General features: G+C 58.2%; 20 protein-coding genes and 1 pseudogene. 11 read left to right on the top strand and 10 right to left on the bottom strand.

Features of this window, described 5'->3' with window-relative positions; translation table 11 throughout:
• Positions 1 to 390: 390 nt before the first annotated feature.
• The 7 genes from OKW28_RS41685 to imuA form a co-directional block, all read right to left on the bottom strand.
• Positions 391 to 1,290: an H-NS family nucleoid-associated regulatory protein gene (locus OKW28_RS41685; protein WP_429454096.1), complete on the bottom strand. Its 900-nt coding sequence runs from the start codon at positions 1,288 to 1,290 to the stop codon at positions 391 to 393.
• Between the two features lie 497 nt (positions 1,291 to 1,787).
• Positions 1,788 to 2,246 (bottom strand): DUF2846 domain-containing protein, encoded by a 459-nt coding sequence (locus tag OKW28_RS41690; protein ID WP_429454098.1) that lies wholly within the window; start codon positions 2,244 to 2,246, stop codon positions 1,788 to 1,790.
• A gap of 624 nt (positions 2,247 to 2,870) precedes the next feature.
• Entirely contained in the window at positions 2,871 to 3,506 is a 636-nt protein-coding gene (locus tag OKW28_RS41695) for a hypothetical protein (RefSeq protein ID WP_429454100.1), read from the bottom strand.
• Between the two features lie 1,341 nt (positions 3,507 to 4,847).
• Complete coding sequence (locus tag OKW28_RS41700) at positions 4,848 to 5,810, bottom strand: SOS response-associated peptidase family protein (RefSeq protein WP_429454102.1); 963 nt, start codon at positions 5,808 to 5,810, stop codon at positions 4,848 to 4,850.
• A 44-nt stretch (positions 5,811 to 5,854) separates the two neighbouring features.
• Positions 5,855 to 9,004, bottom strand: a complete 3,150-nt coding sequence (locus OKW28_RS41705) for an error-prone DNA polymerase (RefSeq protein ID WP_429454104.1) — start codon at positions 9,002 to 9,004, stop codon at positions 5,855 to 5,857.
• A gap of 6 nt (positions 9,005 to 9,010) precedes the next feature.
• Complete coding sequence (locus OKW28_RS41710) at positions 9,011 to 10,480, bottom strand: Y-family DNA polymerase (protein WP_429454106.1); 1,470 nt, start codon at positions 10,478 to 10,480, stop codon at positions 9,011 to 9,013.
• On the bottom strand, positions 10,410 to 11,117 hold the full coding sequence (imuA, locus tag OKW28_RS41715) for a translesion DNA synthesis-associated protein ImuA (RefSeq protein ID WP_429454108.1): 708 nt from the start codon (positions 11,115 to 11,117) through the stop codon (positions 10,410 to 10,412). The genes OKW28_RS41710 and imuA overlap by 71 nt, the downstream gene beginning before the upstream one ends.
• Before the next feature lie 87 nt (positions 11,118 to 11,204).
• Here imuA and OKW28_RS41720 point away from each other — a divergent pair, with 87 nt between their 5' ends.
• Together OKW28_RS41720 and OKW28_RS41725 are read left to right on the top strand one after the other, a co-directional pair.
• Positions 11,205 to 11,519, top strand: coding sequence for a hypothetical protein (locus tag OKW28_RS41720; protein ID WP_429454110.1), 315 nt, complete (start codon positions 11,205 to 11,207; stop codon positions 11,517 to 11,519).
• A 346-nt stretch (positions 11,520 to 11,865) separates the two neighbouring features.
• A complete protein-coding gene (locus OKW28_RS41725) occupies positions 11,866 to 12,084 on the top strand; it encodes a hypothetical protein (protein ID WP_429454112.1) in 219 nt (72 codons plus the stop codon).
• A 269-nt stretch (positions 12,085 to 12,353) separates the two neighbouring features.
• Here OKW28_RS41725 and OKW28_RS41730 read toward each other — a convergent pair whose 3' ends face one another.
• Entirely contained in the window at positions 12,354 to 13,646 is a 1,293-nt protein-coding gene (locus OKW28_RS41730) for a D-amino acid dehydrogenase (protein WP_429454114.1), read from the bottom strand.
• Positions 13,647 to 14,409: 763 nt separating this feature from the next.
• Between OKW28_RS41730 and OKW28_RS41735 the strand changes: the two genes are divergently transcribed.
• The gene (locus OKW28_RS41735) at positions 14,410 to 15,306 is read left to right on the top strand and encodes a DUF2971 domain-containing protein (protein WP_429454116.1); all 897 of its coding nucleotides are present in this window, start codon (positions 14,410 to 14,412) and stop codon (positions 15,304 to 15,306) included.
• Positions 15,307 to 15,473: 167 nt separating this feature from the next.
• Here the strand turns inward: OKW28_RS41735 and OKW28_RS41740 are convergent, their stop codons facing one another.
• Positions 15,474 to 15,773: an antibiotic biosynthesis monooxygenase gene (locus OKW28_RS41740; protein ID WP_429454118.1), complete on the bottom strand. Its 300-nt coding sequence runs from the start codon at positions 15,771 to 15,773 to the stop codon at positions 15,474 to 15,476.
• Positions 15,774 to 15,930: 157 nt separating this feature from the next.
• Positions 15,931 to 16,788: a sugar phosphate isomerase/epimerase family protein gene (locus OKW28_RS41745; protein ID WP_429454120.1), complete on the bottom strand. Its 858-nt coding sequence runs from the start codon at positions 16,786 to 16,788 to the stop codon at positions 15,931 to 15,933.
• A gap of 361 nt (positions 16,789 to 17,149) precedes the next feature.
• Here OKW28_RS41745 and OKW28_RS41750 point away from each other — a divergent pair, with 361 nt between their 5' ends.
• The 8 genes and pseudogenes from OKW28_RS41750 (at position 17,150) to OKW28_RS41785 (ending at position 26,042) form a co-directional block, all read left to right on the top strand.
• The gene (locus OKW28_RS41750; RefSeq protein WP_429454122.1) at positions 17,150 to 18,115 is read left to right on the top strand and encodes a sugar ABC transporter substrate-binding protein; all 966 of its coding nucleotides are present in this window, start codon (positions 17,150 to 17,152) and stop codon (positions 18,113 to 18,115) included.
• Positions 18,116 to 18,240: 125 nt separating this feature from the next.
• The gene (locus tag OKW28_RS41755; protein ID WP_429442848.1) at positions 18,241 to 18,804 is read left to right on the top strand and encodes a transposase; all 564 of its coding nucleotides are present in this window, start codon (positions 18,241 to 18,243) and stop codon (positions 18,802 to 18,804) included.
• Positions 18,780 to 19,136: an IS66 family insertion sequence element accessory protein TnpB gene (gene tnpB, locus OKW28_RS41760; protein WP_090812713.1), complete on the top strand. Its 357-nt coding sequence runs from the start codon at positions 18,780 to 18,782 to the stop codon at positions 19,134 to 19,136. The genes OKW28_RS41755 and tnpB overlap by 25 nt, the downstream gene beginning before the upstream one ends.
• 30 nt (positions 19,137 to 19,166) lie before the next feature.
• A pseudogene (tnpC, locus tag OKW28_RS41765) lies at positions 19,167 to 20,748 on the top strand (IS66 family transposase).
• 124 nt (positions 20,749 to 20,872) lie between these two features.
• Positions 20,873 to 21,994, top strand: coding sequence for a Gfo/Idh/MocA family protein (locus tag OKW28_RS41770; RefSeq protein ID WP_429454124.1), 1,122 nt, complete (start codon positions 20,873 to 20,875; stop codon positions 21,992 to 21,994).
• A 466-nt stretch (positions 21,995 to 22,460) separates the two neighbouring features.
• Positions 22,461 to 24,044, top strand: a complete 1,584-nt coding sequence (locus OKW28_RS41775) for a sugar ABC transporter ATP-binding protein (protein ID WP_429454126.1) — start codon at positions 22,461 to 22,463, stop codon at positions 24,042 to 24,044.
• Positions 24,037 to 25,047: an ABC transporter permease gene (locus OKW28_RS41780; RefSeq protein ID WP_429454128.1), complete on the top strand. Its 1,011-nt coding sequence runs from the start codon at positions 24,037 to 24,039 to the stop codon at positions 25,045 to 25,047. The genes OKW28_RS41775 and OKW28_RS41780 overlap by 8 nt, the downstream gene beginning before the upstream one ends.
• A 14-nt stretch (positions 25,048 to 25,061) precedes the next feature.
• Complete coding sequence (locus tag OKW28_RS41785; RefSeq protein ID WP_429454130.1) at positions 25,062 to 26,042, top strand: ABC transporter permease; 981 nt, start codon at positions 25,062 to 25,064, stop codon at positions 26,040 to 26,042.
• The last annotated feature ends 572 nt before the right edge of the window (positions 26,043 to 26,614 follow it).

Raw genomic sequence — 26,614 nt, forward strand, 5'->3', positions numbered from 1 at the left:
CCAGCGGACTACGAGACCGGGCACGTCATTCTGGGCGACGTGCTGAAGGACGATACGGCGAGCGAGCCTCGCGAGGCCTGGCGGCAGCAGCGCTCGCGGACAGTGCGCGACTTGGTCGCAGACCTTGAGATGGCCAAGGATATGTATGCCACGGCCCTGGAGCTTGGACACCGGTCGGCCGCGTACAACCTTGGCTTGTACTGGGAGGGGTATTGGGACAGAAGTGCTCCCGGCGACGTCGTCCCGGACAGCGCAAAGGCGGCACAGACCTACAAGCGTGGTGGTTCAAACGCAAAATGCGCCGCCCGTCTGGACGCATTGCGGACACGCTCGAGGTAGCCCCGCCGACGCACCAAAAAGCGTGCTCTGTGTGCCCGCTTAAACGGTCGATTAAGCAGCTGCAGCTTCCGGCGCGGCCGCGACATTCGTCGTCGCGTCCACCTTTTTGGCGCCAACCAAGTTCTTCGCCGGTGCCTTCTTTGCCGCCGCCGCCTTTGTCGCGGGTTTCTTCGCGACGACTTTCGGCTTGCTCGCAGCGCCAGAATCTGCAACTCCGCTAACGCTGGCAATCAGAAACTTTGCCCGGTCTTTCGCACCGGCTAGCCACGCCGGAGCCGGACCGCGTCCGCTCCAGGTCGCGCCGGACTTCGGGTCGCGATACTTAGCCGGCTGCGGACCTTTCGGCTGACCCTTGGTAGAAGTCGCACCAACTTCCTTCGGGGCCTTCTTCACCGCAACCTTCGTCTTGCTCACCGCAGCTGCGTTCGTCGCAACAGGTGCTTCAACACCACCTGCAATCAGGAACTTACTCCGGTCTTTGGCGCCAGCCAACCATGCCGGAGCACGACCGCGGCCACTCCACGTCGCGCCCGACTTTTGGTCTTGGTACATCGCCGGCTGTGGACCGCGGACGTAAGCGCCAGCGGCCTTCGCTTTGCTGGCAGCAGCCGGCTTCGCTGTCGCTGTACTTCCGTCAATCAAGAATTTGTCTCGGTTCTTCGCGGCGGCAATCCAACTTGGTGCCCGGCCGTGTCCGGTCCAGGTTGCACCACTCTTCGGGTCGCGATATCTCGGCACGGAGCTTCGAGCTTTCGGTGAAGCCTTGGCCCCAGGCTTCGGCCCGCGTTTCTTGCCACCAGTATGCGCTTCAATGTCGGCAGTCGTGAGGCCGTGCTTCTCCATGAGCTCATGGATGGTCTTCAAGACCGTCGCCGATTTCTTTGACGCCAACGCTTCCGCCTCAGCCTGAAGCTTTGCCATCTTTGCTTTAATTTGTTCTAGTGTTGCCATGTAGACTCCCTTTCGAAATTGCATTACTTTGCGCACTATGCCATGAGCATGCCCCTCCAAGCTATAAGTGCATTGGCAGCGGAAGGTTACCAAGTAACACGGCGAGCGGAGAGACTACGGATATGGGACACGACGTTCACATCACACGCAAAGAGAACTGGTTCGACGCGACGCGCCGGAAATCAGTCTCGACGAGTGGAAAGCCTTTATAGATATCGATGACGAATGCGCGTGGACGGCTAGCGTCAGCTACACGGGGCGGCGTCGGTTGAGGCGCCTTTGATTGCTTAGGCGTTTGACGCGACCAGTCACCCGTCCGCAGCACTGGCTGCGGACGTGAATGGTGCAGTTATAAACGCGACGTAAGCCGTGCCTAACCGTCGGCCGCACTATGTTCCCCGTTGCCGCGTCAAGCAGTTAAGGCCTGCTTAGAGGAGGTGACTCGTGCCTCCCGAGCCAGTGAAACTCAGAGCTCCCGATGCGTGCTTCCTGCTGCTTTACTTTGAGGCAGATATCTGCGGCGCGCCGGTGTAATGCAAATCTTCGAGACTCTTCGCCGCCTCGTCCGACGACTCTAACGAGGGAATGACACGCCCGACGAGTAATCCAAATCCGACGCTAGTCTTCACGTATTTCGTTTCGCCAGCGTCCAGCTTAAAAGACACCGTTTTCTCGGTCTCAGTGGCAGTCGACACGACGTACTGACCCGCGGATTCGTCAACAAAAAAGAAGCCCCCCGGTTGCGACTTTCCGACCACCGTACCATTCAAATTAATGCCAGGCTGGAGCGCTGCGCCGAACATCGAACTGGAGCGATAAAAGTAAATACGACCCTGTGCCTCTTTCAAAGTCGGGATTGAGGAGGCGACGTCCTTATACTGAGGTCCACTGGCGCAACCGGAGGCGACAAACGCGACAAAAGCGCCGGCCACCAATGCTTTAAAAAGATTAGTCATTTATTCTCTCGAACGTTATAGATTGAGGTGGCTCTAACGGGGAAAAGTGAGATTCGCCAGGCAGGAAAAATCCCGTCAAAGTTTGACCTTTGACTACAAGATACGCCTCATGCACCTGGCGGCCTTCGATGGTGAACACCGCTCCTACGGGTTGAAAAACCACGCCTTGTGGCAATTCACCGACTGGCCGCCACTGTGAGCCGCCACGAACTTGCCGTGAATATCCAGTCGCAAGTTTAATGAACACTGGCTGGACAACGCGAACGCGCTGCTGCGTTCCGATTAGAGAAGTCAGCTGAGTGCCTTGGACCTGTATTGCCGGTGCACATGCGGAGAGCGCTACGGAAAGCAGCAGCGATGCCACGAAGACTTTAGATTCAAACAAGATAAACCCGGTGTCGTTTCCCACTAAGTGTCATCGGCACAGTCGATAGAAACTTAAGGTGAAGTTGTGTGATACGTCCGTCCATAACTTCTATGGATGAACGACGTTTAAGGCGACAGTTCGGAAGAGATGGAGTTGAATGCGGATATGTCGTGATATCACTGCTTTCCCTCCAAGTGAAAATCATTGTCGCCATACGGCATTTGGCCAATTTTGTCTCGCCTGCCCAAGCCATCCAATCAACGGCCTTTGCTCTTGAACAGTCGCTCATGCATCCAGCCATCGTTGGTTGCAACCAGCACTGCCTTGTCTCCAGGGGACCCAGTCACATCATGCTGGACCGACGGATACGCGGTCTGGATTGCCGGCTGCTTCGTCCATGCGGGAGCGTCATCGACCTCGTAGAGGTAGTTGACCTGAGAAATCTTGCTGCCAAACATATCCGCTGGCTGCGTGAAGTTTTCGACATCCTTCACCTTGTACTTGCCACCGCAGAAGGCGTCCCAGTTGCCCAAGTTTCCGGCCGCCCCTTTGACGAGATACTTCTTGCCTTCATCGGTAAGCGAATATTCCACGCCGGCCACCATTTGATTACCGAAGGCAGCTTTCACCTGAGTGTCCTTCGCCGAAAGCAGGCCAGCGCTTACCAACGCTGCTGCCTTTTCGGGCTCGTTGATAAAATTCATACCGCCTGACTTCTGAAGCGTGAAAGGCACGGCCTTGGCGGGCACCATGACGCAGACGCCGTTCTTGGTATCGAGGTAGTCCTGAATAGCAGACTGAAAGTTGCTCTTGTTCGCATCCTGCTTGCTACCGCAGCCGGTCAAAGCGAGAAGACCGCACGTAGCAGCCACAATAACACTTGCCTTAAACATTCAATCACCCTTATGCGTCATGGATACTTTATTTGGTCGCGCCTTAACGACGCGCGGCAACAATTATCTCTGCCCTATGCTCGTGTTCCAAGTCGATTATCAGTATTTCGCATTTATGTTTTGTACTTGTTCGATGGGCCTAAAGAATCCGGACGCGAAAGCCGATAACCAAAGGTCGGGACTCGTACTACAGGATTAAGCGTGAAGTTGCATCTTGCTCTGGCGGCCGTTGCCGTCGCATGCGCAGGTTGCGCCGAGACCGGCGCAGCTCTGCAAAGTTTGAACAATGGACTCAGCCAGGTTAATCAGGCAATGGCGCCTGGTGCCAATGGAACACCTGCGATGTTCGGTCCATCCCTGTCCGCCGAACAACAGACACAGATGCGTGATGCTATCGGTGCGTCCTTGTCGTCAAGGGATGCGGCTCTCCGCGGCATGGTAGGCTCGGCTCAGCCCGTGGTAGTTGCGGTCATGTCGAAATCAGCCTGCTATCACGATAGCAACGCATCCCGGGTGCTCAGCATGTACACGTCTGCGCAACTAGGGAACGGATACATCCCGGCGCCGTTCACGTACATGAGGTACGCCCCTAAGAACCGTTGCTTGAGCATCTTGCGGACGGACTCATGGACGCAGAAATCGTTGAACGCTTTTACCTTCAGGGCCGTTTATTACAGCCCGGATAGCGGTGAAAGCCAAGGTCTCACATACGAATTCATCAGGTCGGACGGCTCTTGGCTCTTGAATGCCGTACTTTAAATAGCTTGCGATTGGTGAACTGAACGCTGTTCTAGTTCACCATGATGACTCGGATACAACGCGAGGTCGTGCCACAGTTAATGTCAGTGGTACGGCTGCTCGCGGTCATCGAGAATTGCGTGCAACGCCGACCCGTTGCTCGAATCCAGACCCAACCACGCGACGATGTGTTCAGCCTCAATGGGCATGATGTAGCGGTCGAAACCTGCGGCGGCAATCTCGGACGATGGTCATGCAGTTGACGACGCGGACATGCGTCTTTACGGCGCGCGGTCCAACCACCACCAGCAACCGACGACATATGGAACTCGCACAAAAATCTATCGTGACGGTGACGACATCCTCATCGAAGTAGGTATCGCCCCGGTCCAAAGAATTGTTCCTGTTGCCGAGGTGGCCACACTCGAGGGTTTGCTTGGCTGGACCTACGAACTGACGCAAAAATCGTGGATGGACCGCTACCTGCTGCGTCAATTCCTTGATGTCGCCAGCGAAGCCGGTGGCGTCACGTTCCGAACGCAAGCCCGGAGTATCCGCTCCGCGCACCGTCCCCTCCAGCACGAATATTCGCCTGCCCAATCACTATGCCGCCAGTCGGTGCTCGTAATACGGCCGCTCTTTGTCATCAAGGACGGCGTACGAGGCTGCGAGGTCCGACGGGTCTGGGTTCAACCACGCATCAATGTTCTCAGGCCTGATAGGAATGATGCACCGGTCATGTCCTGCGGCGGCTACCTCTGGAGGAGGTTCATCCGTGATGGCGGCAAATGAAAGCAGGTCTGGCTGCCCCGGCACGCTCCATCGTGACCACAGACACGCGACATGCATCAGTTCGCCATTGCTCGGACGAAACTCGAGAACGACATTTTCGTCGCGCTCGTGAGTCTCCTGTAACGTGCCTTCGAACTTCGCCTTGCTCACGTTTTCGTAGAAAACTTCAACAAGAAGGACGGCATGCGTACGTCCAAAGCATGGTGCCCAGAAACCTTCAAGACTATCCCGGCGCGCATTGTAAGTCCCGGGGTATTTGGTGTCGTAAAACGCGGGCTTTCCAGCAATCCGGCACTGGTAACGCATGGGTTTCACGACCCGTTGGCCATTTTCCATAACCATCACGGGTGCGTAGTAGCCCGGAAAAATGCGCGAGTCCCGCGGTTGCAGGTCGGTTCGTTGCAAGTCTTCAAGTTTTCCCTTGGTCCATGCAATTTTGTCGGTGGCGATTCGCTGGCTTTCTGTCGCTGCTTTGGTGATTTTTGTCTGCAACGTCCGTTCGGCGTCTGCTAGTCGCTTGCGCTGTTTGAACAGGTCCTGCTCGAGTGTCGTGTCCTGCGCCGATTTGAACCGGGCGATGAGAGCACTGATTTCGCGCTCTGCATCATCCTGTGGTTCGGAAAAGGCGTCTTCCATGGCTTTTGGTATCTTCGCTCTACTGATGCCCTCGGCGCGCTCAAAAAACAGACGGGCGAACTCGTGAATGTCCATCAGGGCGCCAAAGGCGCGCACGAATTTCCGATAGTCCGCCAGAACCTGGGCTGAGTAGCACATGAACGCCTCCGTTTTGTCCTTTCATGATACGCATTTGCGTCCGCTCAGCAGAAGTTCCTGCTCGCAGTGATGAGACCGCCCAGCAGGTGTGACATGTCGACAAGTCGCTGCGCAACGAGATGTCGCACTTCGCCCTGGCATTGCCAAGTGCCATACACAGCGAGCAGCGATGCCCCGAGGGCTTCCTTGCGCTGTCTTTCCAGCAGGCTCGGCCAGACGATGACGTTCACGTTGCCCGTTTCATCTTCAAGAGTCACAAACATCACACCTTTTGCGGTGCCGGGCCTTTGGCGCACTGTCACCAGTCCGCAGCCTCGTGCGAGCCGCCCGTCCCGATAGCTGCGAAGCGTGGACGCGGGCATTAGCCGGTTGGCGAGCAGTTGCGGCCGGAGGAGTTCCAGCGGGTGCCGCCCCAACGTCAATCCCACAGACCTGTAGTCCGCGACGATGTCGTGCGCTTCAGTCGGTGCGCCCAACTCAGGCGTCTCGTCCGGTATCGAGGCGATGGCAAGCATGTCTTTGTCCGGCACAGCCGCGACCGACTGCCAGAGAGCTTCCCGCCTGTTTCCGGCAAGCGATGCCAACGCGTTTGCGTCAGCAAGGACATGCAGGTCCTTCCGGTCGAGCTGCGCTCTGCGGGCAAGGTCGCTAACGCTTTCGAACGGCCGCACCGCCCGAGCGTTCTCGATTCGTTCTGCAGCACCATCCCTCATGCCGCGAAGCAGCGACAGACCGAGACGGACAGCTGGTCGGCTCGCGCCAGCACCGTGTTCAAGTGACGAATCCCATCCGCTGATGGCGACATCTACTGGCAATACCCTGACATCATGGCGTTGCGCGTCCTGCACCAACTGCGAAGGCGAGTAAAAGCCCATTGGCTGGGAGTTCAGCATCGCGGCGAGGAACGCTTCTGGTTCGTGGCACTTTAACCAACTGCTGGCGTACACAAGCAGCGCGAAGCTGGCCGCATGACTCTCTGGAAAGCCATACTCGCCAAAGCCTTTAATCTGCTCAAAAATCGACTCGGCGAAGGCAAGGTCGTACCCGCGTTCCTGCATGCCGACCACGATGCGGTTGTAGTATTTTTCGAGGCCGCCCTTGCGCTTCCAGGCAGCCATGGCTCGTCGCAAGCCGTCAGCCTCGCCCGGAGTGAAACCAGCTGCCAGGATGGCAACCTGCATGACCTGCTCCTGGAAAATCGGCACGCCCAACGTGCGGCCAAGCGCGGTCTTCAGCGCGTCGCTCGGATAGGTCACAGGCTCGAAGCCCTGCCGTCGCTGAAGATAAGGATGAACAGCGCCACCCTGAATTGGGCCTGGCCGGACGATGGCGACCTCGATGACCAAATCGTAAAACGTGCGGGGCTGCATGCGCGGCAGCATTGACATCTGGGCGCGAGATTCAATCTGGAAGACACCTACAGTGTCGGCCGCAGAAATCATCTTGTATGTTGCGGGGTCCTCAGCCGGGATGTCCTGCATTTCGAAACGTTCACCGCGCTGCTCCGACACAATGTCTAGCGTGCGGCGAATCGCGGACAGCATCCCGAGCGCAAGCACGTCGATTTTCAAAAGCCCGAGCGACTCCAAGTCGTCCTTGTCCCATTCAATCACGCTGCGGTCTGCCATCGCAGCGTTTTCGACCGGGACGAGGCGCGTGAGCTTGCCGCGACTGATGACGAATCCACCTGAGTGTTGCGACAGGTGGCGCGGGAATCCAAGCAGCTGCGACGCCAGTCTCGCCCAGGCCTGAATAAGCGGTTTCTCCGGGTCGAGGCCGGATTCGGCAAAACGCTTCAGCAGGTCCTGACTCGTGTCGAACCAGTGATGGCTCTTCGCGACCGCATCGACAATCTGCGAGTCGACGCCGAGGGCCTTTCCCGTCTCGCGCAGCGCCCCGCGTGGCCGATACGTCGACACTGCGGCCGCAATCGCAGCGCGGTCGCGACCGTATTTTCTATAGATATATTGAATCACTTCTTCGCGCCGCTGATGTTCGAAGTCGACGTCGATGTCTGGCGGCTCCCCGCGCTCCTTGCTGATGAATCTCTCGAACAACATGTTGCCGCGCGCGGGGTCGACCTCTGTCACACCCAGGCAGTAACAGACAGCCGAGTTGGCTGCCGAACCGCGTCCCTGACAGAGGATGTGCTGGCTCCGCGCGAAACGCACGATGTCATAGACTGTCAGGAAGTACGGCTCGTATTGAAGGTCTCCAATCAGGTCTAACTCATGCTCAATCTGCTCCTGCACTTTGTGCGGAATGCCAGATGGAAAGCGCCGCTGCGCGCCGATATATGTCTCCTGCCGTAGATACGCCGCCGGCGTAATGCCCGCGGGCACCAGCTCGTCGGGATATTCGTAGCGCAACTCATCGAGCGAAAACGTGCAGCGACTCGCAATGTCTACGGTCGCGGCGAGCGCATCATCCGGATAGAGGTTGCTCAGCCGCAACCGCGAGCGCAAATGCTGCTCTGCATTGGGCGCGAGGTCATAGCCACATTCGTGAACGGGCTTGCCGACGCGGATGGCAGTCATCGTGTCCTGCAAAGGCTTCCTGGAGCGCACATGCATGACAACGTCGCCGAGCGCAACGACGGGCACATCAGATTTGCGAGCGACAAACTCAACCGCACCCCGGTGTATGTCGTCCATCGCCCGCTGATGGAGGACCAGACCAACCCATGCACGGCCCGTGAACGTGTCGTCGAGCCATTCGACCTGCGCTTCCAGTCCGTCCTCTTTCGCAGGGAAATCCGGGACGAGAATCGCAAGACAATCCGGCGCCCCCAGCAAATGACGATATTCCTTGTCTGGTCGCGACAGGTCCTGCGGAGTGAGTCGATATTCACCTTTCGGCGCGCGTGTCCGGGCAAGAGTGATGAGTTCGGACAGATTACCGTACCCCTCGCGATTCTTCGCCAGCAGGATGATTCCGAATGCCGGCGACCCGTCGGCGTTGACCAGTTTGAAGTAGGCGCCGACGATAAAAGGAAGCTTCGCTTCCTTCGCGGCCACGTGAGCACGGACGACGCCAGCCAGTGAGCACTCATCCGTTATGGCGAGCGCTGAGTAACCCAACTGCGCCGCGCGCTCAGCAAGCTCCTCTGCGTGCGAGGCGCCTCTCAGGAAAGAGAAGTTCGACCGGCAGAAAAGCTCGGCGTAAGCCGGAAGGATATTGAAGGTCGTATCCACAGCACATCACCCGAAGAGGCCATGGAGGAACCAGCGCTGCTCTTCTTCCGCATCGCGGCTGCTGACGCGTTCCCGGTAAATCCAGTAACAGCTCGTGTCTTCTCCCTGCGCGACAAAATAATCGCGCGTCACGAGCTCACCATCAAACCAGCCGGCCTCAATGCGCTCAGCGGTCGACACCATGCGCAACGGCGAACCGTAAAACGGGCGATGCTTACGCATCAATAGGCGCACCGGTGTATCGAGCATCCAGGTGGGCCGCGGCAGACCTTCAGGGAGCCTGCCTGGTTTTGTCTTTTGCGATACTGGAATCCAGTGGTTCGCAATTTCTGGGCGATGGTCGGCCGTCGGCGCCGGCCGCAGGACGTTTTCTTCACCCAGCCGTGCGACAAGCAGTTCAAGCAGCTTCTGATGGTCCTCTTTCGAGCCACCCGGCTCAGGGAAAAGCGTATCGGATGCTGGCGCCGCTGGCTCGACGTTCGTGGCATCAAGCCTCAAGGCAATCATCGGCGCGACCAGTTCAATACGGTGCAACCGCTCCTTCAGCAGTCTGACCAGGTGTTCTTCGCGCCATGTCGATTCGCCCAGCGCGATGTCGACAATGGTTGGCTCAATCGCATCGCGTCCGCGCTCATGTTCGAGTGAGAGGCGAACGCCTGTGACGGCGAGTTGTTTGGCACAAAGCCATCCACATAGCTGCACAATCAGTCGACGTGCGGCAAACATCGCTCCGTCCGCGTGCTCGAGCCGGTCTGGCATCTCGATGCGCGCGGAGAAGGCTGGCGGCAGTTCGAGCCAGTCGAAGAGTTCCGGTGCGGTACCGAAGGCTCGGTCAAGAGAATCCAGAAGGTGCTCGCCACAGCGGCGTTGCAGCCCTGCGCGAGGCAGGCGCCGTATGTCGGCGATGGTCTCGCAGCCCAGACCGTTGAACCAGTCGAAAAAGCGACGGACGTCGGGGACGGCGACCATCGGCAGTGCGGAGAGGCGGTGCTCAAGCGACGCGAGTTTCAATACTCGCCGGTTGCCATGCTTCGCGAGCAGCCAGGCACCCTGGCCAGTCGGCGCTGCGCTGATGCGCGCGGTGAAGCCAAGCGCACCGAGGACGGCCTTCGCCTCGCGACTCAGCGCAAGCAGGCCGCCAAAGAGGCGCAAACTCGCGCCGACCTCGACGACGACCGTCGCTTCATCGAGCAGTGCGACCTCGGGCGAGAATCGCATCAGCGCGATGCCAACCTCGCGCTGCGCCGCGCCTTCGCGACCCATGTCGCGCTCATGCATTTCCGTTTCGGGCGACAGTGTCAGCACACCGCCGCGCTTCATCCCGAGGCGCACACCTGCCGTACGGGCGGTGGCGTCCGCAATGACGACCTTGTCTTTCTCGAGCACGGCGCTACCGTGCGCAGGCTCAGGTGACCACTTCGGTCTGAAGACCTCGAGCGGCAACTTCGGCAGATGAATGGCGAGAAAGACGCGCATGTCGGGAAAGCAGAACAGGGGTTGGTTGAAGGGGAATCGACAAGGGCTCTGCGCGAGAGGGCCCTCGTCGTTTCACAATGTCGACAGTCAGCCCGTCAGCCGATGGTCTAAGCGCAAGCCGCAGCAGCGCTGGTGACGCATCCTGCGCAGTGGCGAGCGGCCGCACCGTGATGAAAAGCGTTTCCGATGACTGGGCAGCGAGATGCAGACGTCGAAGCGATGAAGCCTGCGCGTACTGCGCCCAGAAAATCAGCGCGCCGCAACTGCCGGCACGAAGAATCTGCTCGGCCGACCAAAGCGCATCCGCGGTTTTGTGCGCGTTCACACGGAGCACATGGTCCAAGGAAAGGCCGATGTAACTCAACCCCAGTCCGTCAGGGGTATGAGGCGGCTGCACGAATGCGACCGGCCGATTTCCCGCGGCACTGAGCGCCGGACGCAGCAGTCGCAGTTCGCCGACCCCGGCTTGCTGGACCAGCAGGTCGACCAGCGCTCCGACAGGCCATCCGCCACCCGGCAACTCCGCCGACAGCGCCGGATACCCAGTCTCGACAACCCTTCCGCGGCTGTGCGCGAGCTGCGCCGCCCGCCACAGCGACGGGTGTATGTCCTCGGCAAGGACGGTAGCGGTGGACATCGATGGCTCAAAAACCTGTATATTTATACAGTATCATATACGCAAATTCGCGCCAATGAACTGACACTTTTTAACGAGGGCTGAGTCATGGATGCACGCGTTCGGCGGGTCGACCATCCGATGCCGGAGATGGCTGCGTTCGTCGCAAAACTGCGCTCAGCCTTCGGAGTCGGGGCGATTGACGATGCGGTTAGGCGCGGAAAAGCTGGTGAGCCTGTCTTTTACGCATGCGAAAATGGCCGCGCCGTTGGGACAGCAAGTCCGGTGAGCGAAAACGTCTGGCGTGCCAAGGCTGACATACGGGACCGTCAATATTGTCCCGGCTGTGACGGCGAATGCGTCGGACAGGGTATTGGTTGCAAGGAGTGGCCGAAACGTACAGCCGGCAAGGAGAAATTTTGAAAAGAATTGGACTGGCGTTATTGATGGCCACCCTCGTGCCCGCTGCGTTCGCAACTGGCACGTACTCAGAGGTATGGAATCCGCCAGAGGCACGTGCGACCATGCCCAGATACGTCCGGGCTACGCGGAAGGTTGCATCTCATCGACGTGCGGTTCCGCATTCGGTGAAAGTGCATGCGCGGCGTGCCCTCACACCTGCGCCAAAACTCATGGCAAAGCAGCGCAACATGCAGGAAGCCGTCCCGGCGGCCGAACCAGACATGTCGGATATTCCGCGCCAGATAACCCCCGAGGGCAACGTGCTTCGCGTGACGGCTCACGCAGCATCGGCTGGGGTCGCCCGCTGATGGAGTCGCAGTCCTATCAGGGCCACAGTATCTGGGGGCACGCAATTCTGCAGCAAGAGGAAATCCTCCAGCCCGAGCGTTATGCGGCAAGTGGGACAATAACCGTGAACGGCAAACTGGTCGAAGCCTCAGGCATCCTCGCTTACTTCGACACAGAAGAGGAAGCGCAACACGCCGGCCTGGCTTGGGCACGTGCCTGGATTGATAACCACGGGTAGTCGAAACCGAATGGCGCAATGCATCAACATCTTTGCTGAGTGAGTAGCGTCTACAGCCAGTAACGCCGGCCCGGCGCAATGCGGACAACGTGCTCGGCATCTCGCAAGCGAGCGGTGCCTCGAAGTGTCAAAAGAAAAACGACCGCAAGCGCTTGGTCGCGGCCGTTGGGCTACTCATTCCCAGCGCCGCCGCTTAATTCTCGAACCGGTGAATCGTCGCTTTATACGCGCGCGCGGGCGTGTGCCACTGCTGACGCATGCAACGCGGCTCAGCTCAGGTTGAATTCAGCCGGAGCGGGCGAGTCCTTCGCGTAGCGGGAAACGTTGAGGTCATCGTGTCGAATTGCCGGCTGCTTCCCTGAAACCAAATCCGCGAGCAGCTGCGCTGAACCACACGACATCGTCCAGCCGAGCGTGCCATGACCCGTATTCAGATAGAGGTTCTGGACCGCGGTGCTGCCCACAATCGGTGTGCCGTCAGGCGTCATGGGTCGCAGCCCAGTCCAGAATGTAGCCTTCGAGGTATCGCCGCCGCCCGGGAAAAGGTCGTTCACACACATTTCCAAAGTTTCGCGCCGAGCTTCGCGAAGACGCTTGTCGAACCCCACAATTTCTGCCATACCACCAACACGAATCCGCTTGTCGAATCGAGTGATAGCAATTTTGTACGTTTCATCGAGGACAGTTGAGACCGGTGCGCATCGCTCTTCGATGATGGGGGCGGTGATGGAGTAGCCCTTGAGTGGATAAACCGGAATCTTGACGATGTCTGAGAGGAAGTTCGTCGAATATGAGCCGAACGCTACGACAAACACATCGGCGTGAATGAGCTTGGCACCATGGCGGACGCCGACAACTTTACCGCCCTCCACGACAAGGCCCTCGACATGCGTGTTGTACCGAAAGATGACGCCTGCTTGCTCAGCTAACGCCGCGAGCCGAGTCGTGAACAACTGGCAGTCGCCGGTCTCATCGCCCGGTAAACGCAAGCCGCCGGTCAACTTGTGTGAGGTGGCGGCAAGAGCCGGTTCGGCTCTTGCAAGCTCACCCTGAGTCAGCATCTCATATGGGACATTGGCTTCTTTAAGCACGGCAATGTCCTTCGCCGCACCGTCGAACTGCTGCTGCGTACGGAAAACCTGCAACGTGCCGCCAGTGCGTCCTTCGTACTGGATGCCGGTTTCTGCTCGCAGCGCCTTCAGGCAATCGCGGCTGTATTCCGCAAGCCGGACCATGCGATTCTTGTTAATGGCATAGCGCTCCGCATTGCAGTTCTGGAGCATCTGCCACATCCACTGAAGCTGGAATTGCTTGTCCTCGTCGTCCGGACGAATCGCGAGCGGGGCGTGCTTCTGAAACATCCACTTCACCGCTTTCAGCGGCACACCCGGAGCCGCCCAAGGTGCTGCGTAGCCAGGCGAAATCTGCCCTGCGTTCGCGAAGCTCGTTTCCAGCGCAGGCCCTTGTTCGCGGTCGATGACGGTGACCGCATGCCCCGCGCGTGCGAGGTAAAACGCGCTCGTCACACCGACAACTCCACTTCCCAATACGATGACACGCATGGTATCCGCTCCGGGCATCACAGTTGAAGTCGCCCGCACGCAACAATGTATGCAGTGATTAACCGGATGCTAGCTACGAGTTGGTAGTTTAATAAACCATTTGAGTGCGCTTTTTGGTTGAATCCACTGCGGGTTGACGCGAGGAGTGTTACAGTTCGCTGAACGCCTTGTCACCATTGCCGCAGCGAGGTTTGAAGCGACCGCTGCATTTTCGGAAAAATCTCGCAACTCAGTGGCGGCGTGCTGGTCGACAGGCGTGCTGCTGGCCCGCTCTCGCGAGGTGTCTCGAGCAGTGGTAACGCGCTCCCCAAAAGAGCGGGCGCCGACTCAAGAATGCCGCGGTGATTCGCCGATGAAATCGGACAAAAAGATTGCCAACTATTTGCATCCTGGGATTCTCACTAGACTTGAGAATTCTCAAACATCGCGAGAAGTCTTGAGAAGTGGGGAGCCAGGGACAAAGACGGCGGCGGCCAGTGTGCGGGCGGGAACCCCACAGTTTCCGGACAGGTTGGAGTGCGATTCACACACTTTTCGGACAAACCGCCCACAGTCTATGGCCACAATCGCACAGGGTTCGGTCGTGACCGACGAAGATTTGACTCGCGCCAGTTCAAAATCAACGGTCATCTCAATGAGGTCATCCGGACGTTACCCACCTCGACAACGCAGTTACCACAGGCAGAGCAGAGGTAGAATACCGCCAGTGTACGGTCTTACACGCAACGCGTGACACTTTCACTGCACCGCAACGCGAGGCAAGATGGCGGAAAACCTTCTCCACAAGTACGTCAACATCGCCACGCTGAGGCGGATACTCGGAGGGTCCATCCGCATGACCCAGCCGGGTGCATTCAACGACCCGTTCGAACTTTTGCCGGAGATAATCGTTCGAACCGACCAGGCGGATGAACAAGTTAGCTTCTCGTTTGACATTCTCGCTCCCCGGCGCACGAATCCGTTGGAAGCGGTTGTCCAGTTGAATGATGGACATGTAGCCAGCGACATTACTTCACGACACATACTTGACCAACTCAATCAGCAAGTTGGTATCCTTTGTTTGTCGAAGTCGCCCAACTCAATTTTGTTGTGGTCGCACTACGCCGACCAGTATCAGGGCGGGGTCATCTCTTTCGATGCCAACCACGAGTTCTTCACTGGTCAAATTCCGGTCGATTACGTTGAAGAGCGGCCGAAGAAGCACATCGACTCTTACAAATCCGAACCTGTTCCATTGGCAGAGCTTTGCGCGAAATCTGTCGAATGGCAGTATGAACAGGAGGTGCGAATTATTCGCGCCCTTCGCGACTGTAAGAAGACGGAGCACCTCGACCAACGAGGTTTCCCCGTTTTCACCGCGGACGTTCCTCAAGAAGCCGTCGTGACCGTTGCGCTAGGCGAAAGGACTCCGGTCGCCGAGCAGAAAGAGATTTATCAGCTGCTGCGAGAGACCAAAATCGGTTTGACGCTGTCGGCCGTCGATAACGTAGGTTACGGATTCCGACAGGAGATTATTTTGTATCCCGGCGACTTCCGGAATCCCACTGTGTCTCCGCGGACTGCCCACCTATTTGTCGATTCGAACTCGTTCTACGCTGAAGCAGCCCGCTGGATGATTGACAACCATCCAACGAGCGCGCTCGTCAACAAGACGGTTTAGGCCGCTCCTCTGGAACACGACGAGGCTTTCTCGGCGTCGGGGCTATCAAAGCGCTGTTTTCGGTGTAACGCCTGCCCTTGCGCCGACGGCAGGAGATATGCCGTTTTTGTTGCGACCAACGACGGTGGGCACGAGATGTTAAGAAGCAAGCCTACAAGGCGAAAAGGCTAGTTCTGAACCACAACGGGCGACAGGAATCGAACTTCCTTGTCGGCAACAAAGTCCTTCGTTGCATCGTCATAGACGGCTCGATACGGTTTCTGAGGTTGCTCGCTGAGCCATTCTTCTTGGGAACCGTTCCATACCTCGAACAAAACGAGTTCGTCTTCGGCGGCAGGGTCTTCGCTGAGCACGGCGCTGACGAAAGTTGGCTCTTCCGCCATCGCTTTCATGAGCTCTGCGAGGTGCGGTACGAATAGCGCCTTGGTCGAAGGAAAGAGCTTGAAACGTACGTAGAGAGATAGCATTGGCCTGTCCTGGTATTGTTGTTTCGAAAGCGCGTCGCGCGAGTGCGCGTCTCTTCAGAGAAGCATGTCGCGAGCGAGCGGCGCGTCGAAGTGGTAAAAAAACCGGCCGCAAGCGCGTGGTCGCGGCCGTTCGGCTAATCATTCCCAGCGTCGCCGCTTAATTCTCGAACTGGCGAATCGTCGCGTTGTACGCACGCACGGCCATCTCTTCTAGCGGTAGCTTGCGCTCAACTTCGGACAGGATTTCGACGCCCCACGGACCGTCGAAGCCCGTCGCCTGGACTGCCTTGATGAAGCCCTGCACGTCGAGTACGCCTTCGCCCGGCAAACGGCGTTTGTGGCAAGTGTCCATCCACAGCGGCTCGATTGCGTAGCGGTCTGCGTCGTCGAGCTCGATGCCCTTGATGAATTCCGGCTTAATCGTGGCAATTTCCTTGAAGTCGACATTGCCGCGGCTCAGGTGCCAGATGTCGAGGAGCAGGCCCGCGTTGGCCTTGTTCGCACCTTCGACAATAGCTTTGCCGGTTTTGATTGTTCGCACGTTGCTGAAGGGCATGATTTCCAGCATGACTTGCGTACCGCGCTTCCCGGCGTCATCTGCCAGCTTGCCGAACTCTTCGACCATGAGGGGGACGTTTGCGGTCTCTTCGCCGATGCCGGGGCCGACCTTCACAATGCGCGCGCGGAGTTCTTCTGCCGCCTTGAGATAGTAGTACCGCATGCTGTCGGACGTGCGGCGGCGCTCGCCGGTTTGATACCAGTCGACCAGAAACTCGAATTCAACGTGCTTGATGCCATTAGCTTCGAGGATTCGGCGCATCTCGGGGAAGCCAATCTTGTCGGCGGTAGCGTAGATGTCCGAGTGAATCAGACCGATACCATCCCAGCCTGCTTTTGCTGCCGCTTCAACACGGTCCTTGAAGCTGAAGGGGCTGATTTCGGTTGGGCCAAACGGAAAGACGTCGCCAGACAGAGTGAAGTAAGCAGCAACAAGTTCGACCTTAGATTTGGACATGTAAACCCTCGTGAAGGAAGTCGCGACAAGCCCGACGCGGGTATCGCATGAAGACCATGTCCCGAACTATTACGTAGAAACGGCAGCGGATAAACAGCCTGGAAATCGTCTTACCGTAGCGTAGAAATCTACAATCCCGCTTCATGCAGCTCGGCGGCTTTTTTAGTCAGCAAAAGCGGTGCGCAGCCTGATTGTTCGATGGCAGCGGGACTAACGCGGTCCGGGAGCAGCAATTTTTCCGGTGAGAGGAAATAACTTTTCGTTCTGTCGCATTTTTCTTTCCCATATCAAGCCTTACTGTGCCTCCTCGAGAACATCAAAACCCGGCTCTTCCATCTCAGGAGCCTTCAGGAGACATAGCATGAACATCTGCAAATCCGTCATTTCTTGCCTCATTCTCAGCGCTATCGCCAGCGCTTTCGGCAGTGGTGCCCAAGCCGCAGACCAGCCGCGCGTCGCGTTGCTTATGCCGACGCAGAGCGTTGAATATTGGGCGCTCTACGTCAAAGGCTTCGAAAAAGAAGCTGCGGCACAAGGCATCAAACTCGACGTGAAGGTCACCAACTACGACCCGAATGAGCAGGCAACCCAGGTCGACCAGACGCTCGCGCAGAAGCCCGATGTCATCGTCCTCGTGCCGGTGGACTCGAGCGCAATGGTTCCGTCGATTCGCAAGATTGACCAGGCGAAAATCCCGCTCGTCATTTCGAACTCGATGCCCGACCAGAAATACTCCCGGTACTGGAAAGTCTTCACTGGGCCGAACGACATCAGTAACGGTCAGGTTGCCGCGAAAGCGATGATTCAGGGATTCAAGGACAAGGGCTACGGAGACAAAGGGAAAATAATCGTCATCAACGGACAGATGGGTACTCCCCCCCAAATACAACGCTACCAGGGTTTCGTTGATGAGCTGAAAAAGGATGCGCCGGGTATCGAGGTAGTCGGCGCCCAACCTGCGGACTGGGACGCAGTGAAGGCGGAAGCGGCGGCGTCTGCGCTTTTCACGCAGTTCAAGGATGTGAAAGGCGTCTACACAGAGAATGATTCTCAACTTCGTGGCGCGGTGACTGCCGCTCAAAGACTTGGACTCGACCCTTCGAAGCTGGTGATTGTGGGACACGGATGCGACTCTGGAGGCGTCGAGGCAATCTCGGCAGGTAAAGCCTACGCAACCGTTGAGCAATCTCCTTTTGACGATGGTGCCTATGCCGCGAAAGCCGCGAAGGAACTCGCGTCCGGCAAGGCGCCGCAAGCCGTGCAGTACTTGCCGAACCCGGCGGCTACCAAGGCCACCATCAACGTCTGCTATTCCCAGAAGAAGTAGGTCGCGCGTCGGCTACCCAGTTACCGCGTAGCCTGCAGGATGTGTAAGCGATCCATTTTCGGCGTCTAGCCGCTGGGGACAGGAGCGAGGAGCATAGGTGTCCACCTATCCGGAGGTGGACACCTATGGCTGACAAAGATCCAGAGTTAAGAGTAGTTCGACGCAGCAGCGACGGTCGCCGTCGTTACGACGATAAAGGCAAGCGTGCGCTCGTTGAGGAAGCGCTGCGTTCTGGCGTGTCGGTTGCCCGCCTGGCGCAGGAGCACGGGATCAACGCCAACCTGCTACGCAAGTGGATCACGAAGTACCTTCTGGAGCGCGAGAAAGGCATCTCGCCGGCATCGCAGGATGATGCTACCGGCGAACAGGAACGTCCGCATGCCCCGGAGGAAATCGTACTGGAGGGCGCGCTCGCGGTGATTGATGGCGCGCCCATTGACATCCCGGGTTCGCGCAAACGCTCCCCACCTGTCGCCTCGCCCACGGCATTCGTGCCTGTCGTTGCAGCACCACCAGCACTGCCAACCGCACCGCCGTCACCATCGCCATCGCCATCGCTGACGCTCGCACTGCATGTGCGACTGTCCAACGGCGTCGAGTTTGATCTCGGCGAGGCGAGCATCGACGAACTGACCACCGTGGTCCAGATGCTGGGGAGGATGCCGTGTTCCGGTTCGACGAAGGCCTGAAGGTCTACCTGCATCGGGAACCCGTCGACTTCCGGTATGGCATGAACAGCCTGTCGATTCTCGTGGAGCAGGCCATGCATTTGAACCCGATGGATTCCTCGCTCTATGTGTTTACCAACCGGAGATGCGATCGCATCAAGATCCTGGGCTGGCAGGGCAACGGTTTCTGGCTCATGCTCAAGAGACTCGAGGCAAACGATCGCTTCGTGTGGCCTGACAGCGCGAACCGGGTCGCGACACTGAGCGTCGAGCAGTTGCACTGGCTTATCGAGGGCATCGACATTGCCGCAGTCCAGCGACATCCCAGTCGAAATTATGCACGCGTGAGCTGAACACGTCACCGGCGTGCCGGTCTAAGCGGTATGCCGATCAACGTGATCATCGACGCCGACGAACTCAAGGCACTGCTCGCGATGCGAGAGGCCTATGGTTCGCTTCAGCGCGATCATGAGGAGGTTCGCAGCGCACTGCGCCTCGTGACAGCTGAGCGCGATCTCGCCGAGGAACGACTGCGCGCTTACCGTCGCGAACTGTTTGGCGCGAAAAGCGAAGCGCGCGCCTCGGACCAGTTCGGCCTGTTCAACGAAGCCGAAGCGCTCGGCGCGAACGCCACTCCCGCGCAGGAAGATACCCCCGGAACCGAGGTCGCGGCCCACAAGCGCAAGAAGCGCGGCCACCGCAAGCCTCTCGATCCCAATCTGCCGCGTGATGTCGTGCGACACGAACTCCCTGAGGCAGAGCGCTTCTGCGATCACGACGGACACGCGCTCGTCGAGATCGGCGTCGAGATCAGTGAGCAGCTCAATGTCATTCCCGAGCAGTTGCGAGTCACCCAGCATCAGCGTATCAAGTACGCCTGCCCATGTTGCGATCTCGGCATCAAGGTTACGCCGGCACCGCCCCGTATCATCCCGCGTGGGCTGCTGAGTGAATCGGCGCTCGCGTGGATCGCCACCGGCAAGTACCAGTTCGGCATGCCGCTCTATCGCCAGGGCCGGTCTGCTGCGTCGCTTCGGCGGCGACATCTCGTCGAACACGATTGCCGCGAGCATGGTCCGCGTCGGTCTTGCGACGCAACCCGTCATCAACCTGATGCGCGATGCGCTGCTCGATGCCGAACTGATCTACGGCGACGAGACGACGTTCCAGGTCCTGAAGGAGCAAGGGCGAAAGCCGCAAACGAAAAGCTATCTGTGGGCGCAGATGACCGGTTCGGGCATCCCCATCCGTTGCTTCACCTATACGCCAGGTCGTGGCGCCAGGCTGGCTGACAGGCTGTTTGCCGGTGTCCGTAAAGGTGCCGCCCTGATGACCGATGGATACGAACCCTACAACGGCATCGCTGAACAGTACCAGCTCGTGCACCTCGGATGCTGGACGCACGCAAGACGGTACTTTGTGAAGGCGGAAGACAATGTCCCCAAAGCAGCGCGCCCGCCCGATCTGCTCGCGACACGCTTCATCAGCCTGATCGGAAAACTGTTCGCGGCCGAAGCGCGAAGCCAGACGTGGACGGCTGGGCGACGACAGCGATTGCGACGACGATACAGCGCGTGCGTACTCGATGTTATCGAAAAGCTGATGCTTGAGCACTCGCCTGGCGTCGTGCCCAACAGTCTGCTCGGCAAGGCGCTGACCTATCTGCACGGGCAGTGGCCGAAGCTGATCCGTTACGTTGAAGACGGCAACTGGCCCATATCGAACAACCCTTGCGAAAATTCCATTCGCCCGTTCTGCCTGGGACGCCGCGGCTGGTTGTTTGCTGACACCGTCGATGGCGCAAACGCGAGCGCCAATCTCTACTCACTGGTCGAAACCTGCAAGGCGAACAGCATTGATCCGTATCGCTATCTCACCTGGCTATTACAGCGTCTCCCGCTGGCACAGACCGTCGACGACTACGACGCGCTCTTGCCCTGGAAGATGCCCATCGATCTCCGCTGACTGAGCCCTGTAACACATCTCATGAGAACCGCGCCCTTACTCTGAGGGGTGTCGTCAATGGATCGCGTACCAGGATGTAACTGCGACCCTGCGGGGTCGCTTTCGCTTTGAAACGGAGACAAGAATGAGACGAGACATTGGCGTGGCGGTGATTGGAACTGGTTTTATGGGAAAAGCACATGCCCTCGCGTATCGCGCGGTGCCGAATGCTTTCCCTAGCTCGCTGACGCCACGGTTGGTGGCCGTTGCCGATGTCGGCGAGACGGGCGCGAGGCAAGCGGCAGAGCAATTTGGCTTCGAGCGTGCGACAAGCGACTGGCGGTCGCTCCTTGACGACCGCGATGTTCAAGTCGTCTCAATCACTACGCCATGCAGTTTGCATCGGGAGATGGCATTGGCCGCAATCGCTGCTGGGAAGCATGTGCATTGCGAGAAACCGATTGCGCCGTCCGCATCCGACGCTCACGAGATGATGAGGGCGGCCGAGTCCGCGAACGTCGTCACGCAAGTGGGTTACAACTACATCAAGAATCCCATTCTCAAACTGGCGCGAAAGATGATTGCGTCTGGCGAACTGGGCGAAATCACAAGCTTTCGCGGCATCCATGCGGAAGACTACATGGCCGACCCCGAGATTCCCTACAGCTGGCGAGTCGACCCTCAAAACGGGGCTGGCGCGCTGGCTGAAATCGGCAACCATATCGTCGGAATGTCGCGATTCCTTCTTGGTGCGATTACCCATGTGAATGCACAACTCGAGACTGTCAATAAGACGCGTCCGGTATCGCCTGGTTCGCCCGAGCGCCGGGAGGTCAAGGTCGATGACATTGCAAGATTGATAGTGACCTTCGACCGCGGGTGTTCAGGCTCAATCGAAGCGAACTGGACCGCAACCGGCCGCAAGATGCAGCTTGAGTTCGAGATTTATGGAACAAAGGGTGCGCTGTGCTTTTCCCAGGAGCGCTTCAATGAGCTTCGATATTTCAAGGCCAGCGGCGACCCTCGGACATCGGGATTCACCCGAATTGAAGCCGGACCGGCTCATCCTCCCTACGAAAACTTCACGGTAGCTGGCGGGCACCAACTGGGTTTCAACGATTTGAAAACCATTGAGATGGCGGAGTTCATCGCGGCAATCGAACATGGGACGCCTACTTTCCCGGACTTCCGGGAAGCGTGGGAAATTCAACGGATTGTCGACGCCGCCATCCGGTCTTCGGCCGAGGCACAGCGAGTCTCTCTGTAACAGACCAGCAGGCTCCAAGGCTAACGCCCGGTTTGGCAGGCGTCACGTCCTGACTTCCGCGCGTTTTTTTAGTGCCAGCCCGACACCGATATTTCCGGTCACTGGAAATATCATTTCGCGGCCACGCATTTTTCTTTTCCTGGCGAACGAATAACCTGTGTCTCAACGATAACGAAGCCGCTGAAGCGAGTTTCTGCTGGAGACAACATGCATTCCTGCGCACGCAGCGATTCTTTGCGAATTCCTCTCCTCGTAGACCAACAGCAGCGGCATCACTGATGCGGCGCGCCCCACGGTTCGTCGCGAGCCATGGCAAGCATCCGCTTCAGCTTCGATGCAAGGCTTCGCTATTCGAAATGTATGCGTCACCCAGTGTGAGCAATCACGCGGATGAGCCAGGTGACGGTGACGGGCATCAACCCGTGGCAGCGGACGACCGAAGAGTGTCCGCGTATGGAGGAAGACAATGCTGCAAGACGCTAAAACAGGCGGCGACACGCTCGCCGCTCAGAGTCTGCTCTGCGCTCGCAATCTGACCAAACACTATGGTGGCGTGAAGGCGCTTACCGGTGTCAGCCTCGAGCTGGCACCTGGTGAGATTCACGCACTATGTGGCGAGAACGGTGCGGGCAAAAGCACGTTTATCAAAATTCTCGGTGGCCTGGTCCAGCCGGACGACGGTGAAATCACCGTCGACGGACATCGACTGAAACTCGGGCATCGCACCGACCCCAGACTTATCTCCATCGTTCACCAGGAGCTTGCTATCGTCCCGACGCTGTCGGTGCTCGACAACATACTTCTCGGTGGCGCGGACCAGAGCGAAATCTACCGTCGCAGCCAATACCGTGACTCCGTTCGCGAACATCTGGATTCGGTCGGGCTGTCGCATATCAAGCTCGATGCGCCTGCTTCGCGGCTCGGCCTTGCTGAATGCCAGCTCGTCGAAATCGCTCGGGGTATGTCGCGTCAAGCGAAGGTCCTGCTCCTGGACGAACCTACCGCGACCTTGTCAGATGCTGAGATTGTCCGGGTCTTCGACGTCGCGCGCAGGCTGCGTGACCAGGGGACCGCGATGATTTTCGTCAGCCATCGACTCGATGAAGTGTTTGCGCTGACCGACCGGGTGACGGTCTTTCGCAATGGGCAGCACGTGCTCACGCAGCGCACCGCGGATATGACGACCGCAGAGGTGGTCAAGGCCATGATTGGTCGCGAACTGGTGCATAGCAAGGTCATGCCGCCGGAGAACCGCGCCAACGTCCCGCCGCGTCTTTCGATTTCCAACCTGACGGTCGCGGACAAGGTCAAGGACCTCTCAGTCGACGTCGCGCCTGGTGAAATCCTCGCCGTAGTCGGCCAGCTGGGTTCGGGAGCGGAAGTTGTTGTTGAGGCCCTTGCCGGTCTTCGCGGTGATATTTCTGGTGCTGTGAAAGTAGATGGTCAAACCGTCAAGCTCGACAGCATTCGGCATTCGCTGCGAGCCGGCATCGCGTACGTGGCGGAAGACCGCGCTGACAAAGGCCTTTTCCTGGATGCGCCGATTGCCATCAATATCACCGCGTCTGTCATGGCGAAGTTCACCCGAGCGGGAATTATGCGACGAGCCGGTGAACAGGAAGAGGCACGACGCCTGGCGTCGATGTTCACCATCGACCCGAAGCGCCTGCCGCACGAGGTGTCCACACTTAGCGGCGGCAACCAACAGAAGGTCTCTCTCGCGAAGGCGGTAGCACTGGCGCCTCGTCTGCTGCTCCTGAACGAGCCTACCCGGGGCGTTGATATTGGCGCCCGCAGTGAAATCTACTCGACGCTGCGCAAGATGGCGGACGAAGGCTTGGCGATTGTTTTCTACTCGACGGACCTCGAAGAAATCCTGGAGCTCGCGGATACGGTTCTGACGGTTTTCAGAGGTCGGATGGTCCGTCACAAGCCGCGGTTTGAGATAAATGGCGACACGCTCCTGCATGACATCGTGGCAGGCGACGGCGATGCATCTCATGCCCATGTCTCTTTCCGAAACCAGCCTGTGGAGGTGGGTAATGCATAAGACAGCTCTTGAGCCTACCGCGCCGGTATCAACGACTGCGCTACGACGTTGGTCCACAGCATTGTTTGGAACGACGAGCATTCACTCTGCGTCGATTCGCATCGCAACTTTTGTTCTTATCGTGGTCGCTGCGGCTATCGTTCCCCACTTCACCGAGTTCGGAAACGTGCAATCCCTGATGTACTCAGTTGCTGCGGTCGGCATTGGCGCTATCGGGATGGCGCTCGTGACCCTCAGTGGAAATCTGTTCATGCTTTCAATGGGTGCGACAGCGGCTGTCTCCACTGTGATGTTTGCCGCGCTCATTCATCTGGGCCTTGGCGCAACGCTGCTGCTCGTGGTGTTGAGTGGCCTTCTGATGGGGGCTGTCCAGGGTGGAATCATCGCGCTGGGTAAAGCGAATCCCATCATCACCACAATTGCCACCTCGTCAATCATCATTGGTGCTGGTGTTATCTACACTGGAGGGCTGACGGTCATCGGAAAGGGCGACGCGACATGGCTCGGTCAAGGAAGGTTGTTTGGCTGGCTGCCGAATCAAATCCTGGTGCTGGCTATCTTTGCAGCCATCGCAAGCTTCATCCTGCAGAAGTCTCGCATCGGGCGGGAAATTAGACTGATTGGTATGCGAGCTGAAGTCGCACGCATCGCAGGACTTCGGTTGATGGCAGCAACGCTCGTTTGCTACGGATTCGCAGGCGCCGCAGCCGCGCTTGCCGGGTCGTTGATTGCCTCCTCGTCAGCTCAAGGCAATCTGACCTACGGCATTGACCTGGACTTCAACGCAATCGCAGCGGTGCTCGTCGGTGGAATCTCGATTCGTGGCGGACGCGGACAAATCTCGGACGCGGTAACGGGCGCAATTTTCCTCGCCGTTATTAGCAACATCCTTTTGGTCAGCGGTGTGAGTTACGAGTACCAGTTGGTAGCGAAGGGCATCGTGGTCCTGGCGGCCGTCGTGTTCGGAGCGTTGCTCGCCCGGCTCGGTCCGGGACGGAAATAACAGGAGATTCGAAAATGGAACAGTCTCAACGACTTCTCAATCTGGCCATTCGCCTTGTACTGCTCGTCGGAATGCCTGTTATCTTTGGCCTCTGCGTCGACCATTATTTCTCGCAAGCGAACCTCTATGCAATCTTCCAGGCGTTTGCCTTCCTTGGCATCATCGCGCTGGGTCTCTCAGTCACGATGATTGCAGGTGAGTTCGACTTGAGCGTCGCTGCAATCTCGACAGTTGCAGGTCTTGTCACTGTGAAGTTCGGCGGAGATAGTGCGTTACTCGGCGTGCTGTACGCGGTCATCTTCGGCGTGGTGGTCGGCGTCGCTAACGCTGCCCTGCTGCCGTGGCTCGGTGTTTCTTCGCTGGTGACGACCGTCGGCTCCATGATGTTCCTTACCGGCGTCGGCTACTGGATTGCAGGTGGCCGGGTGTTGAGTTACGCCAACCTTGATGTCAGCGACTTCCTCGACCAGAACGTCGCGGCAATCTTCTCTCCCCGTAGCCTCATCACAATCGTCTGCTTTATCGTCGTTTCGCTTTTCCTGCGCTACACCACCCTCGGGCGTGACATCTACGCGTCGGGTGGTCATCGGAAGGCGGCAATTCAGAGTGGCGCGCGCGTGGGTAAGGCTTTGACGGTCGGCTTCGTCATCTCCGGCGGACTTTCGGCTCTCGGTGGAGGCCTGCTCTCGCTGAGCCTGGCAACTGCGTCCGCAACGATGGGAAGCAATATCTTGCTTCAGGCGGCTTCGGCCGCAATTGTCGGCGGTGTTGCCTTGGGTGGAGGCATCGGTTCGCCGCTCGGCGTGGCAATTGGCGTTCTGATTCTTACGGTGCTGAACAATGGGCTCGGCCTGTTGAATGCAACGTCAACTCAGATTCTCCTCGTGAACGGGCTGTTGCTTCTCATCGTGGTGCTGCTTGACGGACGCCTGGGTGCAGTCTTGGCGTCGCCGCTCGAGCGATTTGCTCGGAGAAAGGCGACCACAGCGGCGTAAGCAACTAGATGCACTGGTGCGGCTGACGCGTCAGAACGCGTCGGCCACTATCGTTTTCGGCCGGGTATCTTCCCGCCGTCACCAGAAACACGACCGTCTGTTCCAGTGGCAAGTGAATGCGACCGACCCGCTGTGCGTGTATTCAGCCTCCCTGTGCGAGATGCACGCTACACAGCAGCTTTTTCTTTCAAAGGTTGTGCCGCGCCGGGCGGGTGTTGTGCGCCCGTCTGCTCCGCAGCGAGATGAAGTTCCGGTTTGCTCAACAAAATTGCTTAACGAGAACAATCTGCGGGGGCGGAAAGCGCGGTCGGCGCGTGACCTGAATTAACGGAAAAACTTTAGCGAATTTTGGGCTAGTCGCCAAAGAATCCCTCGATGCGCAAACGTTTAACCTGATAGCAGCTTTTGGGGGCTTTCCCGCGGAATCGGCTGTCGCCCTGGAAACGAGCGGTCTCGCATCATTTCATACACCAACAATTTTCAAATGGCCTTGTAAAGAAAGGTTGCATCCGATAGGCTTTCGACGGCGCATGCTCGGGGTTCGTCGAACGCGACGAAGGGCTGCTCGTATA

The sequence above is a fragment of the Paraburkholderia sp. 40 genome, assembly GCF_050434105.1.
GTDB lineage: Bacteria > Pseudomonadota > Gammaproteobacteria > Burkholderiales > Burkholderiaceae > Paraburkholderia > Paraburkholderia tuberum.

What these genes read in the sequence shown, in the direction of transcription:
- OKW28_RS41685 (WP_429454096.1), bottom strand. Translation starts at nt 1,290, where the DNA reads ATGGCAACACTAGAACAAATTAAAGCAAAGATGGCAAAGCTTCAGGCT.
- OKW28_RS41690 (WP_429454098.1), bottom strand. Translation starts at nt 2,246, where the DNA reads ATGACTAATCTTTTTAAAGCATTGGTGGCCGGCGCTTTTGTCGCGTTT.
- OKW28_RS41695 (WP_429454100.1), bottom strand. Translation starts at nt 3,506, where the DNA reads ATGTTTAAGGCAAGTGTTATTGTGGCTGCTACGTGCGGTCTTCTCGCT.
- OKW28_RS41700 (WP_429454102.1), bottom strand. Translation starts at nt 5,810, where the DNA reads ATGTGCTACTCAGCCCAGGTTCTGGCGGACTATCGGAAATTCGTGCGC.
- OKW28_RS41710 (WP_429454106.1), bottom strand. Translation starts at nt 10,480, where the DNA reads ATGCGCGTCTTTCTCGCCATTCATCTGCCGAAGTTGCCGCTCGAGGTC.
- imuA (WP_429454108.1), bottom strand. Translation starts at nt 11,117, where the DNA reads ATGTCCACCGCTACCGTCCTTGCCGAGGACATACACCCGTCGCTGTGG.
- OKW28_RS41720 (WP_429454110.1), top strand. Translation starts at nt 11,205, where the DNA reads ATGGATGCACGCGTTCGGCGGGTCGACCATCCGATGCCGGAGATGGCT.
- OKW28_RS41725 (WP_429454112.1), top strand. Translation starts at nt 11,866, where the DNA reads ATGGAGTCGCAGTCCTATCAGGGCCACAGTATCTGGGGGCACGCAATT.
- OKW28_RS41730 (WP_429454114.1), bottom strand. Translation starts at nt 13,646, where the DNA reads ATGCGTGTCATCGTATTGGGAAGTGGAGTTGTCGGTGTGACGAGCGCG.
- OKW28_RS41735 (WP_429454116.1), top strand. Translation starts at nt 14,410, where the DNA reads ATGGCGGAAAACCTTCTCCACAAGTACGTCAACATCGCCACGCTGAGG.
- OKW28_RS41740 (WP_429454118.1), bottom strand. Translation starts at nt 15,773, where the DNA reads ATGCTATCTCTCTACGTACGTTTCAAGCTCTTTCCTTCGACCAAGGCG.
- OKW28_RS41745 (WP_429454120.1), bottom strand. Translation starts at nt 16,788, where the DNA reads ATGTCCAAATCTAAGGTCGAACTTGTTGCTGCTTACTTCACTCTGTCT.
- OKW28_RS41750 (WP_429454122.1), top strand. Translation starts at nt 17,150, where the DNA reads ATGAACATCTGCAAATCCGTCATTTCTTGCCTCATTCTCAGCGCTATC.
- OKW28_RS41755 (WP_429442848.1), top strand. Translation starts at nt 18,241, where the DNA reads ATGGCTGACAAAGATCCAGAGTTAAGAGTAGTTCGACGCAGCAGCGAC.
- OKW28_RS41770 (WP_429454124.1), top strand. Translation starts at nt 20,873, where the DNA reads ATGAGACGAGACATTGGCGTGGCGGTGATTGGAACTGGTTTTATGGGA.
- OKW28_RS41775 (WP_429454126.1), top strand. Translation starts at nt 22,461, where the DNA reads ATGCTGCAAGACGCTAAAACAGGCGGCGACACGCTCGCCGCTCAGAGT.
- OKW28_RS41780 (WP_429454128.1), top strand. Translation starts at nt 24,037, where the DNA reads ATGCATAAGACAGCTCTTGAGCCTACCGCGCCGGTATCAACGACTGCG.
- OKW28_RS41785 (WP_429454130.1), top strand. Translation starts at nt 25,062, where the DNA reads ATGGAACAGTCTCAACGACTTCTCAATCTGGCCATTCGCCTTGTACTG.